The organism is Pseudenemella bisphenolivorans, from assembly GCF_051133435.1.
Taxonomy (GTDB): domain Bacteria; phylum Actinomycetota; class Actinomycetes; order Propionibacteriales; family Propionibacteriaceae; genus JAAYAO01.
In genome coordinates, this window is sequence record NZ_JBPGNY010000004.1 from 94245 (window position 1) to 109298 (window position 15054).

A 15054-nucleotide genomic window follows, 5' to 3' on the forward strand; every position below is an offset into this window, starting at 1 on the left:
GGCTCACCGCCGCTTCTGCTTGACGATCTGCTCCTGCGTCACGTCTTCGGCATCCATCGCGTCGTGCTCCTCGTGACCGACCAAGGAGTGGCCCTCGGAGGTCTTGAAGCCGAGCTTGACGTTGTCGATCTCGGTGGCCAGCGCGGCGGCGGTGTCGTCGTCGAACTTGCCGGTTTCACGGATCGTGGTGAGCACTTGGGAGTTGTGCCGCAGGTGTTCCAGCAGTTCCTGCTCGAAGCGCAGCACGTCCTCGACCGGGACATTGTCGAAGTGACCGTTGGTGCCGGCCCAGATGCTGACGACCTGCTCCTCCACCGGGTACGGGTGGTACTGGCCCTGACGCAGCAGCTCGGTGAGCCGCTGGCCGCGGTCGAGCTGGCGCTTGGTGGTCGCGTCCAGGTCGGAGGCGAACATCGCGAAGGCCTCCATGTCGCGGAACTGGGCCAGGTCGATCTTCAGCGAGCCGGAGACCGACTTCATCGCCTTGACCTGTGCGGCACCACCGACTCGCGACACCGAGATGCCGACGTCGATGGCGGGACGCTGGTTCGCGTTGAACAGGTCGGACTGCAGGAAGATCTGGCCGTCGGTGATCGAGATGACGTTGGTCGGAATGTAGGCCGACACGTCGTTGGCCTTGGTTTCGATGATCGGCAGGCCGGTCATCGAGCCGCCACCCAGCTCGTCGGAGAGCTTGGCACAACGCTCCAACAGACGGGAGTGCAAGTAGAAGACGTCACCGGGGTACGCCTCACGGCCCGGCGGGCGACGCAGCAGCAGCGACATCGCACGGTAGGCCTCGGCCTGCTTGGTCAGGTCGTCGAAGACGATCAGGACGTGCTTGCCCTGGTACATCCAGTGCTGGCCCAGGGCCGAGCCGGAGTACGGGGCGATGTACTTGAAGCCGGCCGGATCGGAGGCCGGGGCGTGCACGATGGTGGTGTACTCCAGCGCGCCGGCTTCCTCCAGCACACCGCGCACCTCGGCGATGGTCGAGCCCTTCTGGCCGACCGCGACGTAGATGCAGCGCACCTGCTTGCTCGGATCACCCGAAGCCCAGTTGGCCTTCTGGTTGATGATCGTGTCGAGGGCGATGGCGGTCTTACCGGTCTTGCGGTCACCGATGATCAGCTGACGCTGGCCACGGCCGATCGGGGTCATCGCGTCGATGGCCTTCAGACCGGTCTGCATCGGCTCGCGGACCTCCTGACGGTCCATCACGCCTGCGGCCTGGATCTCCAACTCACGGCGGCCGTCGACACCCTGGATCTCACCCAGGCCGTCGATCGGGTTGCCCATCGCGTCGACCACGCGGCCGAGGAAGCCGTCGCCGACCGGAACCGACAACACGGTGCCGGTGCGGGTGACGGTCGAACCTTCCTCGATGCCCTCGCTGGACCCCAGCACCACGACACCGATCTCGCGGGTGTCGAGGTTCTGGGCAATACCGAGAGTTCCGTCGGCGAACTTCAGAAGTTCGTTGGCCATCGCCGAGGGCAAGCCCTCGACCCGGGCGATACCGTCACCGGAGGTGACGACCTGGCCGACTTCCTCCCGCTGGGAGGTCTCTGGAGTGTAATCCTGGACGAACTTGTCCAGTGCGTCCCGGATTTCGTCCGGACGAATAGTGAGTTCCGCCATCTTCGCGTCCCTAGCTCTCGATTTCAGCAAATGTCATTGTCGTCGCGTCACCGGAACAAACGGCGCGCTTCCTCCAGTCGCGAGGCCATCGTGCCTTCGATGACCTCGTCGCCGACCTCCACCCGGATGCCGCCGAGAACCGACTCGTCGACGATCTGGTGCAAGGTCATGTCGCGTCCGACCTGGCGGCTCAGCGCCGCCCGCAGTCGGGCCGCTTGTTCATCGGTCAACGGCCGTGCCACGGTCACGGTGGCCACCCCGCGCTGCCGTTGTTCGGCAGCCAGGTTCAGGTAGCCCTCGAGGGTGTGGTCGAAGTTGCGATCGCGTCCCAGCACCGCGCGCCGCAGCAGGGTCTCGGCAACCGCCGACACCTTGCCCGACACCAGTGAGGAGATCAGACCCTGGCGGGCCTCGATCGGCATCCGGTCGTTGTGAATCGCGGCACGCAGCTTCGGATCACCGGCCACGGTGCGACCGAAACGGAACAGTTCCTCTTCGGTCGAGTCCAGTTGGCCGGCATTCTGAGCGGCGGCCAGCTCGGCACGGACGGCCTGTCGTTCCACCGCAGCGGCGAGGGAACGGCCCGAATGCCACCGCAGGGCACTGCCCTCGGCGAGCACCGCGACCGCCTGCTCCCCGACCTTGCCCCCGAAGAGGCTGTGCGCGAGTTGCTTGCGCTCATCGGGGGTCAGGCTGGGATCGGTCAGCGCCCGCCGCAACCCGACCTGCTCGTCCATGGCATCAACGACCGCGAACAGGTCCGCAGCCAGGCCAGGGGTGGACGACCGGTCGTCCAGCACCCGGTCAAGGGTGCTGATGCGTGCTTCTGAGGTGACGTCGGGGCTCATGCCTGCCCGCCTCCCACTGGTTGCGATTCCAGGTCGGCGATGAAGCGGTCCACCGTGCGGCGGGTGCGCTCATCGTCTTCCAACGATTCGCCGACAATGCGTCCGGCCAAGGTGGTGGCCAAGCCGCCCACCTCACTGCGCAGCTGCGAGGTCACCTGGGCGCGTTCGGCCTCCATGGCCGCCTGCGCCTGGGCGATGATCCGCTGCGATTCAGCCTGGGCCTCTTCACGCATCTCGGCCAGAATCTGGGCGCCCTGGTTCTTGGCGTCCTCCCGGATTCGGGCGGCTTCGGCGCGTGCGTCGGCCAACTGGGCGGTGTACTCCTCGAGCGCGGCCTGGGCCTCGGCCTGGGCGGCCTCGGCTTTCTCCATACCGCCGGTGATGGCAGCGGTGCGCTCGGCGTACATCTTCTCGAACATGGGCACGACGACCTTCCACATCACCACGAAGATCAGCAGCATCAGCACGATGCCGACGATGACCTCGGAGAGGTGATGTGGGGCCAGGGGCCCTAGAAAAGTTTCAAGGATTGCCACGGGGGCGCTCCCGTCAGTTCAGCACGAAGGCGAGGGCGATACCGATAATGGCGAGGGCCTCAACCACGGCAAAGCCGATGAAGGCGGTGCTCATCATCGCGCCACGGGCCTCGGGCTGACGGGCGGTTCCGTTGATCACGGAGGCGAAGATCCATGCCACACCGATGGCGGGGCCGAGGGTCGCCAGCGCGTAGCCGATCATGTTGATCGAGCCGGAGATTTCCATGAGCTCCATTACTTTGTGTTCCTTTCGGGACGTTCTTTCCTCACGGGTCTTGAGGAAAGAGATCTGTGGGTCAGTGCGCCTCGGCCAGCGAGGACGAGACGTACTGAGCGGTCAAAACGGTGAAGATGTAGGCCTGCAGGGCGCCGATGAACAGCTCCAGGAAGAGGATCGCGAAGCTGAACAGCACCGAGATCACGCCGGCGACGTTGAAGAACGGCACCACGTCGGTTCCGGCCGACTGCGAGGGGTAGGTCATCAGGAACCAGCCACCGACCACGAACACCATGACCACCAGGTGGCCGGCGAAGAGGTTGGCGAACAAACGCAGACTCAGCGTGATCGGACGGGTGATGAAGTTCGACAGGAACTCCAGCGGAATGATCAGCGGGTACAGGTAGAGCGGCACACCCTCGGGAATCAGGCTCTGCTTGAGGTATTTACCCAGGCCGTGGCGGCGAATACCGGCACCGATGTAGATCACCAGGGTCAGGATGGCCAGACCATAGGCGTAGCCGACATTGGAGAAGGCCGGGTACATGAAGAAGAAGAACTGACCGAACCAGTTGTTCACCAGGATGAAGGAGAACAGGCCGAGCAGGTACGGCAGGTACTTGCGGTAGTCCGGGCCGAGGATGTCACGGGCGATGCCGTTGCGCACGAAGTCGTAGAGGTACTCGGCGAAGAACTGACCCTTCGACGGCACGACCTTCAGTTTGCGGCTGGCGATCACCCACAGGACGATCACCAGCAGGGCCCCGATGACGGCTTGGAAGAACGGCTTGTTCGCCCAGTCCAGGCCTGGGATCAGGCCGGGCCAGATGAAGTCCTGGGTACCGGGAGGGGTGTAGCCCCCGCCTTCCAAGGGGATCAACGGCAGTGTCAGACTCACTGCTCCTCCTCCGTCTTCGATTCGGGGTTCCCGTAACGCTTGATGATCGAGTACATGGCCAGGACCACGCCGACGATGATGCCCACCGGCAGCAGGAACGAGGTGTGCAGCCACCTGTCGAGCAGCCAGCCGATACCGCCGTAGAACAACAGGCCGGCGGCCAGATACGCGATGATCCGGTAACCGTCCTCGGTGCCCGCGGGGGTCTTGTCATCAGCCGATCGGACCTTAGCAGTGCCGAGCTGTCGTTTGCTCATCGGTCGCCTCCGGTGGACACGTCGTAGACCGGGATGCGCAGCCGGGTGAAGCGGAAGATTTCCGCGGCCAGCCAGCCGACGCAAGTCACGATGATACCGATGCTCACTGCGGTCGGATCCAGCGCCACCAGATGGGTGTTGCTGCCGTACCAGGCCAGCAGTACTCCGAGTACCGATACCCGGGTGGCGTAGCTGGCCAGGGCCGCCACCAGAACCGAAATCCCGGTGCTTTCGACGAACCGGATCACCACCGCATGGCCGATCGTGAAGAAGGCGACCACCACCGCGGCGGCGACCGCCGAGGAGGCTGCAGCCTGCGGGCCACGGGCCACCAGCATGATGCCGATCAGGGTGATTGCGGCCGCATGGGCTCCGATCAATCCGGCCACCAGCAGGGCGCGGGAAAGATGGGTCGAAACGCCGACACCGGCAGGCTTGGCTGCGCGCTGGGGAGCCATGGCGATCGTCATCGAATTCCTGTCCTGCGAGTCCTCGCGAGGCGTGGGCGAAGTGCTTGTGAAACGTAGCACAAGCCCTTCCGGTGTGTCGAAATCAAGAGACCCCGCGGCGGGGTGTCGTCGGTCACCCCGCGATCTGGGAGTTGCCGGTGTGCGCCGGGGCCGGACGGCGCCGGGTCACCATGGCCACGGCCACCCCGAGGACGATGGCCACCACGACCACGATCCAGCTTCCGGTCAGCCCGAAAATGATCGTGCCGAAGGAGATCAGGGCCGACCAGAGGTACATGATCGTCACCGCCCGCGGGTGGCTGTGTCCCCGGTCGAGCAGCCGATGGTGCAGGTGTTGTTTGTCGGGCACGAACCACCAGCGTCCGGCATTGGCCCGCCGGATCCAGGCCAGGGTCAGGTCGAGCAGGGGCAGTGCCAACACGGCCAGGGGCAGCGCCAGGGGCAGGTAGGCCGGGATCAGGTCACCGGCGTTGGTGGTCAGCGAGGACGGGTCGATCTGTCCGGTCAGGCTGATGGTGCTGGTCGCCAGCAGAAAGCCGAGCAGCATCGAGCCGGAATCGCCCATGAACATCCGGGCCGGAAAGAAGTTGTGCGGCAGGAAGCCCAGACAGACCCCGGCGATGGCCACCGTGATCAGGCTCGAGGTGGTGGCACGCATCAGGTCCTGCTCGATGGTGAGCACGTAGCAGTAGGTGAAGAAGGCGAAGGCGCCGATGCCCACCACGCCGGCGGCCAGGCCGTCCAGGCCGTCGATGAAGTTCACCGCATTGGTGCACAGCACGATGAAGAACACGGTGATCGCGATCGAGGCGGCGGTGTCGAGGGCGATGATCCGGTCGTGCAGCGGAATCCACAGCATCCGCACCCCGCCCTGGGCGACCAGGGCCGCGGCCAGTACCTGACCGGCCATCTTGGTCAGTGCGCCGAGTTCGAAGATGTCGTCGAAGACGCCGACCAGGCAGATCACCGCAGCGGCCAGCAGCACCCAGCCGACATCGTGGCGCACCAACTCGGAGCGGCCCAGGAAGGGCAGTTGCATTGCCACCCCGATCGCCGCGGCGACCCCGGCGAGCATCGCGATACCTCCGAAGTACGGAATCGGCACCACGTGCACGTCGCGGTCGCGCACCTGGGCGATGGCCCCCGAGCGCAGCGCCAGCCGACGGGTGAAACCGCTGGCCAGGTAGGTCAGCGAGGTGGCGACGATCAGCACCAGGAGGTATTCGCGCATCGGATCAGCCGTCCGCCGCCGGTGCGCGCAGTCCGGGCAGGGTTTCGCGGAGTTCGTCGACGGTCAGGGCGCCGGGGCGCAGTACCTCGCCGTCGGGGTAGCGGGTGAAGTCGACGATGGTGGACGGCACTCCCCCGGCGGCGGTGCCGCCGTCGAGGTAGACCGAGACCCGATCCCCCAACTGCTCCTCGGCCTGATCACAGGTGGTGGCCGGTTCCCGTCCGGTGCGGTTGGCGCTGCTCACCGCCAACGGGCCGGTGATTCGCAGTACCGCGCGGGCCAGATCGTCATCGGGTACGCGCACCGCGATGGTGCCGACCGCATCACCCAGGTCCAGCCTCAGGCTGGGCTGCTGGCGCCCGATCACAGTCAGCGGGCCGGGCCAGTGTTTATCGACCAACTGCTGGGCACCGTCCGGCAGGTCGGTCACCAGAGCCGGCAGCACTTCGGGGGCGGCGATCAGCACCGGGGGTGGCATATCGCGGCCGCGCTCCTTGGCGTCCAGCAGGCCCTGCACCGCGGTCGGTGAGAAAGCATCGGCGCCGATGCCGTAGACGGTGTCGGTGGTGAAGACGATGCATTCACCGGCCGAGACGGCCCGGCGCACCGCGTCCTCGGCTTCGGCCGACAACTCCCGCGGGTCGGTGCAGTCATATCTCACGTGACTCATCTTCGCCCAGCTTCGTCGCAGTGGTAAATCGGGCTCGCCCGGTGAGGTCGAGGTGGTCGCGCACCGCGGTCCAGCCGCCGTGGTCGAGCAGCAGTCGCGGCACCGCCTCGCCCTGCAGATCGGCATGCTCGCCGGCCAGGTGTCCCCCGGTGCTGAGCAATCGGTGGGCGGTGTCGGCCAGCACCCGCCAGGCATCCAGTCCGTCCGCGCCGGAGAACAGCGCCAGGTCGGGGTCGTGATCGCGCACCTCGGCCGGCACCGACTCCCAGGCTTCCAGCGGAATGTAGGGCGGATTGCAGACCACCAGATCGCAGCGGCCGTCCAACTCGGGCAGGGCATCGCGCAGATCACCGGCGTGCAGGTGTACCCCGGTGCCGGCGAGATTCCGCTCGGCCCAGGCCAGGGCCTCGGGTGACAGTTCGACCGCGTGGATCTCGACCGGCAGCGGCGGGTCGGCACGGTCTCCGGTCAGTTCGTCGGCCAGGGCCGCGGCGATCGCCCCCGAACCGGTGCACAGGTCGACCACGACGATCGGCTCCTGGCGCGACGGGAGCTCGCGAACCCGGGCCAGGCACCACTCCACCATCACCTCGGTTTCGGGGCGTGGAATGAACGCACCCGGGCCGATCTGGAGTTCGAGGTAGCGGAAGGGTGCGCGTCCGGTGAGGTGTTGCAGCGGGATCCCGGAACGTCGCCGTGCCACAAGCTCGTCGAGCCGGTCGATGTGTTCGGGGGTGAGCGCCGGCGCGGTCAAGAGTTGGGCCGGCGTCAGCCCGGTGACCGCGGCCACCAGGGTGCGGGCCTCGGCCGCGGGACTGGCGACCACGCCGGACAGTTCCTGGGTCAGACGCCGTACGAGTTGATTGGGCACGACTTCCCCGGGCGCGGGGTGACTCGGCAGCGCTTGGTGGCTGGGGCGCTCGGTTGCGGACACGGAAACTCAGCTGTTGGCGCCGGGCAGTCGCTCGGCCAAATCGGCTTCCTGCAGGGCGGTCACCAGCGGACCCAGATCACCGTCCAGGACGGCGTCGAGGTTGTGGGCCTTGTAGCCGATGCGGTGGTCGGCGATCCGGTTCTCGGGGAAGTTGTAGGTGCGGATCCGCTCCGAGCGGTCGACGGTACGCACCTGGGAACGCCGGGCTTCGGTCGCCGCCGCGGCGGCCTCCTCCTCGGCCGCGGCCACCAGCCGGGCCCGCAACATGCGCATCGCCGATTCCCGGTTCTGCAACTGGGAGCGTTCGTTCTGGCAGGAAACCACGATGCCGGTGGGCAGGTGGGTGATCCGCACCGCCGAGTCGGTGGTGTTCACCCCCTGGCCACCCGGGCCGCTGGCCCGGTAGACGTCGATCCGCAGGTCGTTGTCATCGACCTCGACCTCGGCCGCCTCCACATCGGGCATCACCAGCACGCCGGCCGCCGAGGTGTGAATCCGGCCCTGGGATTCGGTGACCGGTACCCGCTGTACCCGGTGCACCCCACCCTCGAACTTCAACGAGCCGAAGGGCATCAGGTCGGGCTCACCGGCGCTGCGGGCCTTCACCGCGAAGGTGATCGACTTGTAGCCGCCCAGGTCGGTGGATTGTTCGTCGAGCACTTCCAGGGTCCAACCCCGGGCTTCGGCGAAGCGCGTGTACATCCGCACCAGGTCGGCGGCGAAGAGCGCCGATTCCTCACCGCCCTCCCCCGACTTGACCTCCAGCAGGGCATCCCCGGCGTCGTTGGGGTCGCGCGGTACCAGCAGTCGGGCGAGCCGTTCGGAGACCTCGGCCAGGCGGGTGTCGAGTTCGGCGGCCTCGTCGGCGAAGGAGGGGTCGTCATCGGCCAGTTCCCGGGCCGCGGCGAGGTCGCCGGTCAGGCCCCGGTATTCACCGATCGTCTTGATGATCGGGGTCAATTCCGAGTAACGCCGACCCACCCGCTTGGAACGGGATGGATCGGCGTGCAACTCGGGGTCGGCCAGAGCGCTCTCCAGCTCGGCGTACTCGGCTTCGAGCGCGGAGGTGTCGAAAGACCCCGCCGAGGTCACTTCTTCTTGCCGTACCGCTTCTCGAAGCGGGCGACGCGACCACCGGTGTCGAGGATCTTCTGCTTACCGGTGTAGAACGGGTGGCACTGCGAGCAGACGTCGGCACGCAACTGGCCGCTGGGCTCGGTGCTACGGGTGGTGAACGTGTTGCCGCAGGTGCAGGTCACCTGGGTCTCGACGTATTCGGGGTGGATCCCGCTCTTCATGTTGACTCCTGGAGTGTGATTTCTACCGGGTCGCCACCCGCCGGGCCTGGTGCTCGGTCGGGTAACCGTCGATTCGTGGTGGGCGTGAACCGGCAGCGACGAACTATTGTGCCTCAGCCCTGCCCCGCTCGCCAAACTCGGCGGGTGCGGGCTGCGGCATGGATACAAACGCACCCCTGGGCCGCTCTCATGGCGCCGGTAGTGCCATTAGGGCGATTTCGGGTGCGTTTGTATCCACGCCCGGTGGTGTGCCGGATCAGCTCGGGGTGGTGCGGGAGATAACCACCAGGAATTCGTTGTTCGAGGTGGTCTTGCGCATCCGGTTGAGCAGCATCTCGAGGGCCTGCTGGCCTTCCAGACCGGACAGCACCCGGCGCAACTTCCAGATGATCTGCAGTTCCTGCGGGCCGAGCAACAGTTCCTCGCGGCGGGTGCCGGAGGCGTCGACGTCGATCGCGGGGAAGATCCGCTTGTCGGCGAACTCGCGGCGCAGGCGCAGTTCCATGTTGCCGGTGCCCTTGAACTCCTCGAAGATCACCTCGTCCATCTTCGAACCGGTCTCGATCAGCGCGGTCGCCAGGATGGTGAGCGAGCCACCGTCCTCGATATTGCGGGCCGCACCGAAGAACTTCTTCGGCGGGTACAGGGCGGCCGAATCGACACCACCGGACAGGATCCGGCCCGAGGCCGGGGCCGCCAGGTTGTAGGCGCGGCCCAGTCGGGTGATGCCGTCGAGCAGCACCACCACATCCTGACCGAGTTCGACCAGGCGCTTGGCCCGCTCGATGGCGAGTTCGGCGACCGTGGTGTGGTCGGACGCCGGTCGGTCGAAGGTGGAGGCGATGACCTCACCCTTGACAGTGCGCTGGAAGTCGGTGACCTCTTCGGGACGTTCGTCGACGAGCACCACCATCAGGTGCACCTCGGGGTTGTTCTGCGAGATCGCGTTCGCGATCGTCTGCATCACGATGGTCTTACCGGCCTTCGGCGGGGACACGATCAGGCCACGCTGACCCTTGCCGACCGGGGACACCAGGTCGATGATCCGACCGGTGAGCTCCTGGGGCGTGGTCTCCAGCTTGAGTCGTTCCTGGGCGTACAGCGGGGTGAGCTTGTTGAAGTCCGGACGGTTCGCCATCGCGGCCGGTTCGGCACCGTTGATGGTGTCGATCCGCACCAGCGGGTTGAACTTCTCCTTGCGCTCCCCCTCGCGCGGCTGGCGAATCGCGCCGGTCACCGCGTCACCGCGACGCAGGCCGAACTTCTTCACCATCGACAACGAGACATAGGCATCCTCGCTGCCCGGCAAGTAACCCGAGGTACGCACGAAGGCGTAGCTGTCGAGCACGTCGAGCACCCCGACCACCGGCACCAGGACGTCGTCCTCGCTGATGGTGGGTTCTTCGAAGCGATCGATCTGCCCGCCACCGCCACGGCGGCGGTTGCTGCGGTCGCGGTTGCGCCGACGACGGCCCCGGCGGCCGCCTCCGCCCTGATCGTCGTCATCACGGTCGTGCTGCTGGTTGCGCTGGTTGTCCCGGCGCTGCTGGCCACCGTCGCGGTTCTGGTCGCGGCCCCCGTCGCGGTTCTGGTCGCGGCCCCCGTCGCGGTTCTGGTCGCGGCCGTCACGCTTCTGGTCACCGTCACGACCCTGGTCGCGGTCACCGCCGTCCCGATTCTGGTCACGCTTCTGATCACCCTCGCGACGCTGGTCGCGCTGGTCACCGCCATCGCGCTTCTGGTCATCGTCACGCTTCTGATCGCGCTGACCGCTGTCGCCGGAGTCTCGCTGTTCGCGCTGCTGACCACCCTCGCGGTTGCGGTCCTGGTTGCGGTCGCGTCGATCCCGCTGGCGGGAATCGTCGTCACCGCGCTCGGGAGCTTCGGTCAGCGTCGGCTGGGCCGCATCGGGTTCGCCGGCATCACGGGTGGCGCGGCGGCGGGCGCGTGGTTCGGCCCCGTTGGTGTGGGGGGCTTCCTTGCGATCACCGGCATCGCCGGACGGCGGGGCGCTGTCGACCCGGCCACCCGAGGCCGAGCTCTGAGCGCTGCGGATCGCGGCGATCAGGTCGCCCTTGCGCATCGATCCTGCGCCTTTGATACCCAGCCCGCCGGCGATCTTCTTCAGCTCGGGAAGCACCATGGCCTCCAGGCCGCTGCCCTTGCGACGGGGTGTCGCGGTGGCCGCTGCCTCGGTGCTGTCTGTCAACGTGTGGTCCTCTCAATGGGGTGCCCAGTGCTCGGCGACACCGCCATGCTGTGGGTGCTTCGCACACGACGAAGCACTTTGCACTGGGATCAAGTCACGGAAAAAGGGATTTCCTGTGGCGAAGAACCGCGCCCGACTTGTGAGGCGCTGGAAGCTGAAACCATTCCGGCCAGCCAGGTAAGACCGTATCACTTCCCGGGCCGACGGGCGAAAACCGGGTGCGGTCGCGTCGGATGCTAGCCGACCTCGATGATGTGCGATCCGGTGCCGATCCGCAGATCGTGCACCTGCCAGCCCTCACAGGGGGACGCTTCACCAAGCTGCTCCGGCAGCCCCAGGGCGAGCAGGGTCGGCCCGGCGCCGGAGACGACCGCCGCCAGACCCTCGGCCCGCAACTGGTCGAGCAGTTCGGCTGCCTGCGGCATCAGGGGTGCGCGGTAGTTCTGGTGCAACCAATCACGGGTGGCGGTGTGCAGCAGGACGGGTTCCCCGGCAATGGCATGCACCAACAATCCCGCCCGGCCACTGTTCGCAGCGGCCTCGGCATGGGGCACGGTCGCCGGCAGCACCTGCCGGGCCTTGGTGGTGGGCACCTCGAAGGCCGGCACCCAGACCCGGGCGAGCAGATCGGCATGGACGCGACCCTGCACCACGTGCGGGGTGCCGTCCTCGCTCCAGGCCAGGGTGAAGCCACCGAACAGCGCGGCAGCGATGTTGTCGGGATGACCCTCGATCTCGGTGCCGACCCGAAAGGCCCATTGCCGATCCAGTGGTTCGCTCCCCCGCAGCAAACCCCAGGCACCGAGAATCCCGCCCAGCACCGCGGCCGAGGATGACCCGAGGCCACGGCCGTGCGGGATCGTGTTGTGGGTGCGCACCATCAGGCCGGGGAGTTCGGTGCCCAGGCTGCGGGCGGCGATCCGTGCGGTGTCGATGATCAGGTGCCGTTCATCGGTGGGTACCTCGTCGGCTCCCTCACCGGTGACCTCGGCGCCGAACCGGTCGGCCGCGATCAGGTCGACGTGGTCGACCCAGTCCAGCCCCAGACCGAAGGAGTCATAGCCCGGCCCCAGATTGGCACTGGAGGCCGATACCGCAACCCGGACGCGGCGCGGGTCAGTCACCCTCGACCCGCATCACGCTGTTCACCCCACGCACCCCGTCCAGTTCGCGAAGGTCGGCCACGGTGGCGGCCAGATTCTCCTCGCGGGCGGCGTGGGTGACGACCACCAGCCGGGCCGAATCGTCCAGACCCTCCTGGCGGACTCCCTGCAGGGAGACGTTGTTGGCCGCGAAAGCCCCGGCGACCGCCGCCAGCACACCCGGCTGATCGTGCACATCGAGGCTGACGTGGTAGCGGGTGACGGCTTCGCTGATCGGCACCACCGGACGGGCGGCGTAGCTCGATTCGCCCGGGCCGAGCGAACCGCTCACCCGGTGCCGGGCCACGGTCACCAGGTCACCCAGCACCGCGCTGGCGGTGGGGGCGCCACCGGCACCGGGGCCGTAGAACATCAGTTCCCCGGCGGCCTTGGAGCGGACGAAGACGGCATTGAAGGCGCCGCCGACGCTGGCCAGGGGGTGGGAGTTCGGGATCATCGCGGGGTACACCCGCACCGACACCTGCTCGGTGCCGTCCTCACCGTGCACCAGATCGCAGATCGCCAGCAGCTTGATCACCGAGTCCATCGCCTTGGCGCTGGCCACATCGGCTCGGCTGATCCGGGTGATGCCCTCCCGGTGCACCTGGTCGGAACTCACCCGGGTGTGAAAGGCCAGCCCGGCCAGGATCGCGCCCTTGGCCGCGGCGTCGTAGCCCTCCACATCGGCGGTCGGGTCGGCCTCGGCGTAACCGAGTTGCTGAGCCTCGGCGAGGGTCTCGTCGAAACCGGCACCCTCGGTGTGCATCTTGTCCAGAATGAAGTTGGTGGTGCCGTTGACGATGCCCATCACCTGGGTGATCTCGTCGCCGACCAACGATTCGCGCAGCGGCCGGATGATCGGGATCGCGCCCGCCACCGCCGCCTCGTAGTACAGGTCGACCCCGGCGGCCTCGGCCGCGGCGAAGAGTTTCGGCCCGTCCTCGGCCAGCAGCGCCTTGTTCGCGGTGACCACCATGTGGCCGTGCTCGATGGCCGACAGGATCAGTGACCGGGCCGGTTCGATGCCGCCGATCACCTCCACCACGATGTCGATGTCGTCGCGGGCCACCAGGGCGGCCGCGTCGGTGGTGAACAGGTCGGGGTCCAGGCCCGGACGGTCGATCTGCCGGCGTACCGCGATACCGGCGAGTTCAACGGGGGCACCCACCCGGTTGGCGATGTCGTCGGCGTGGGCGATCAGCTGGCCGGCCACCTCGGTGCCGACATTGCCACAGCCCAGCAACGCCACCCGAAGGGGCTTGCGGGATTCCTCGGTCAACGCACTGCTCACAGGTCGGACCTTATCCGACATCGAGCGCGAAGATGTCGTCGAGCGTCTCGCGGCGAATCAGGGTGCGCAGTTCACCGTCACGCACCGCCACCACCGGCGGGCGGGGAACGTGGTTGTAGTTGCTCGCCATCGACCGCGAGTAGGCCCCCGAACCCGGCACCGCGATCAGATCGCCGATCGCCACATCGGAGGGCAGGAACTCGTCGCGCACCAGGATGTCGCCCGACTCGCAATGCACCCCGACCACCCGGGACAGCCGGGCATCGGAATCGGAGCGGCGGTTGGCGACCGTGGCCGAGTACTCCGCGGCGTACAGGGACGGACGGATGTTGTCGCTCATGCCACCGTCCACGGCCACATAGGCCCGAGAATGCCCGCCACCGACATCCACCTGCTTGACCGTGCCGACCCGGTAGATCGCCACCCCCGCCGGCCCGACGATGGAGCGGCCGGGCTCGATCGAGAGCCTGGGCACCTGCAGATCGCGGGCCTTGCACTCGAACTCGACGATCTCGCGCAGCCGGGTCGCCAGCTCGGCGGCCGTCAGGGGTTGATCGGCCGAGGTGTAGGCGATCCCGAAACCACCGCCGAGGTTCACCTCGGGCAGTTCCCGGCCGTAGGAGTCGGCCACCTCGGCATGCAGGGCGAAGACCTTGCGGCAGGCCACCTCGAAACCCGACACGTCGAAGATCTGCGAGCCGATGTGGGAGTGGATGCCGACCAGTTCCAGATGCCGGTCGACCTCGACCCGGTCCAGCGCCGCCCGGGCCCGGCCCTGGGTCAGCGAGAAGCCGAACTTCTGGTCGTCGTGGGCGGTGGCGATGTACTCGTGGGTGTGGGCCTCGACGCCGGTGGTGACCCGCACCATCACCTTGGCGGTGATCCCGAGTTCACCGGCGATCCTCGACAGCCGGTTGATCTCGTCGGTGGAGTCGACCACGATCCGGCCCACCCCGCTCTCGACCGCGCGACGCAGTTCGAGCTCGGACTTGTTGTTGCCGTGCAGCATCAACTCACTCGCCGGCACTCCCCCGGCCAGGGCGACCTCGAGTTCACCCAGGGACGCCACGTCCATGCCGAGCCCCTCCTCGGCCAGGATCCGGGCCATGCCCCGGCAGGTGAAGGCCTTGGACGCGTAGTAGATGCCCCAGCCGGCGAAGGCCTCGGCGTACTCGCGACAGCGACTGCGCAGGTCGTCCTCGTCCAGCAGGTACACCGGGGTGCCGGTGCGCTCGACGATCTCGGTCACCGGCAGGCCGCCGATGACCAATTGGCCGTCCTCGGCGCGCGAGGTGGTGCGGCTCCACAGCCGCGGCAGCAGTGCGTTCACGTCCTGCGGCGGCACCAGCCACTGCGGTGCGGGGCCGGCGGCCTCGGCGTGCAAAGATCCGGCCACGTGCATATGCGTCATG

General features: G+C 67.4%; 16 protein-coding genes. All 16 read right to left on the minus strand.

All coding sequences use genetic code 11. The features are described 5' to 3' along the window. Positions 1 to 3: 3 nt before the first annotated feature. The 16 genes from atpA to lysA all read right to left on the minus strand — a co-directional run bounded on the left by atpA (position 4) and on the right by lysA (position 15053). Complete coding sequence (gene atpA / locus ACR4XW_RS10535) at positions 4 to 1641, minus strand: F0F1 ATP synthase subunit alpha (protein WP_434760519.1); 1638 nt, start codon at positions 1639 to 1641, stop codon at positions 4 to 6. A 47-nt stretch (positions 1642 to 1688) separates the two neighbouring features. Next, positions 1689 to 2489 (minus strand): F0F1 ATP synthase subunit delta, encoded by an 801-nt coding sequence (locus ACR4XW_RS10540; RefSeq protein ID WP_434760520.1) that lies wholly within the window; start codon positions 2487 to 2489, stop codon positions 1689 to 1691. Next, positions 2486 to 3025: a F0F1 ATP synthase subunit B gene (locus ACR4XW_RS10545; RefSeq protein ID WP_434760521.1), complete on the minus strand. Its 540-nt coding sequence runs from the start codon at positions 3023 to 3025 to the stop codon at positions 2486 to 2488. The genes ACR4XW_RS10540 and ACR4XW_RS10545 overlap by 4 nt, the downstream gene beginning before the upstream one ends. Positions 3026 to 3038: 13 nt before the next feature. Then, positions 3039 to 3251: an ATP synthase F0 subunit C gene (gene atpE / locus ACR4XW_RS10550; RefSeq protein WP_434760838.1), complete on the minus strand. Its 213-nt coding sequence runs from the start codon at positions 3249 to 3251 to the stop codon at positions 3039 to 3041. Positions 3252 to 3321: 70 nt separating this feature from the next. Further along, positions 3322 to 4134: a F0F1 ATP synthase subunit A gene (gene atpB, locus ACR4XW_RS10555; protein ID WP_434760839.1), complete on the minus strand. Its 813-nt coding sequence runs from the start codon at positions 4132 to 4134 to the stop codon at positions 3322 to 3324. Between the two features lie 2 nt (positions 4135 to 4136). Next, entirely contained in the window at positions 4137 to 4397 is a 261-nt protein-coding gene (locus ACR4XW_RS10560) for an AtpZ/AtpI family protein (protein WP_434760522.1), read from the minus strand. Further along, the gene (locus ACR4XW_RS10565) at positions 4394 to 4867 is read right to left on the minus strand and encodes a hypothetical protein (protein WP_434760523.1); all 474 of its coding nucleotides are present in this window, start codon (positions 4865 to 4867) and stop codon (positions 4394 to 4396) included. The genes ACR4XW_RS10560 and ACR4XW_RS10565 overlap by 4 nt, the downstream gene beginning before the upstream one ends. 112 nt (positions 4868 to 4979) lie before the next feature. Continuing rightward, positions 4980 to 6098, minus strand: a complete 1119-nt coding sequence (locus ACR4XW_RS10570) for a glycosyltransferase family 4 protein (RefSeq protein WP_434760524.1) — start codon at positions 6096 to 6098, stop codon at positions 4980 to 4982. A 4-nt stretch (positions 6099 to 6102) separates the two neighbouring features. After that, entirely contained in the window at positions 6103 to 6768 is a 666-nt protein-coding gene (locus tag ACR4XW_RS10575) for an L-threonylcarbamoyladenylate synthase (protein WP_434760525.1), read from the minus strand. Then, positions 6749 to 7639, minus strand: a complete 891-nt coding sequence (prmC, locus tag ACR4XW_RS10580) for a peptide chain release factor N(5)-glutamine methyltransferase (RefSeq protein WP_434760526.1) — start codon at positions 7637 to 7639, stop codon at positions 6749 to 6751. The genes ACR4XW_RS10575 and prmC overlap by 20 nt, the downstream gene beginning before the upstream one ends. Before the next feature lie 69 nt (positions 7640 to 7708). Further along, the gene (prfA, locus tag ACR4XW_RS10585) at positions 7709 to 8794 is read right to left on the minus strand and encodes a peptide chain release factor 1 (protein ID WP_434760527.1); all 1086 of its coding nucleotides are present in this window, start codon (positions 8792 to 8794) and stop codon (positions 7709 to 7711) included. Further along, a complete protein-coding gene (rpmE, locus tag ACR4XW_RS10590) occupies positions 8791 to 9000 on the minus strand; it encodes a 50S ribosomal protein L31 (protein ID WP_434760528.1) in 210 nt (69 codons plus the stop codon). Before rpmE ends, prfA begins: the two co-directional genes overlap by 4 nt. Before the next feature lie 256 nt (positions 9001 to 9256). Continuing rightward, positions 9257 to 11143, minus strand: a complete 1887-nt coding sequence (rho, locus tag ACR4XW_RS10595; protein WP_434760840.1) for a transcription termination factor Rho — start codon at positions 11141 to 11143, stop codon at positions 9257 to 9259. 302 nt (positions 11144 to 11445) lie between these two features. Then, positions 11446 to 12333 carry a homoserine kinase gene (gene thrB / locus ACR4XW_RS10600; protein ID WP_434760529.1) on the minus strand — a complete coding sequence of 296 codons (888 nt, stop codon included), beginning with the start codon at positions 12331 to 12333 and terminating at the stop codon, positions 11446 to 11448. After that, positions 12326 to 13642, minus strand: coding sequence for a homoserine dehydrogenase (locus ACR4XW_RS10605; protein ID WP_434760530.1), 1317 nt, complete (start codon positions 13640 to 13642; stop codon positions 12326 to 12328). Before ACR4XW_RS10605 ends, thrB begins: the two co-directional genes overlap by 8 nt. A gap of 10 nt (positions 13643 to 13652) precedes the next feature. After that, positions 13653 to 15053 carry a diaminopimelate decarboxylase gene (gene lysA / locus ACR4XW_RS10610; protein ID WP_434760531.1) on the minus strand — a complete coding sequence of 467 codons (1401 nt, stop codon included), beginning with the start codon at positions 15051 to 15053 and terminating at the stop codon, positions 13653 to 13655. Position 15054 lies beyond the last annotated feature (1 nt).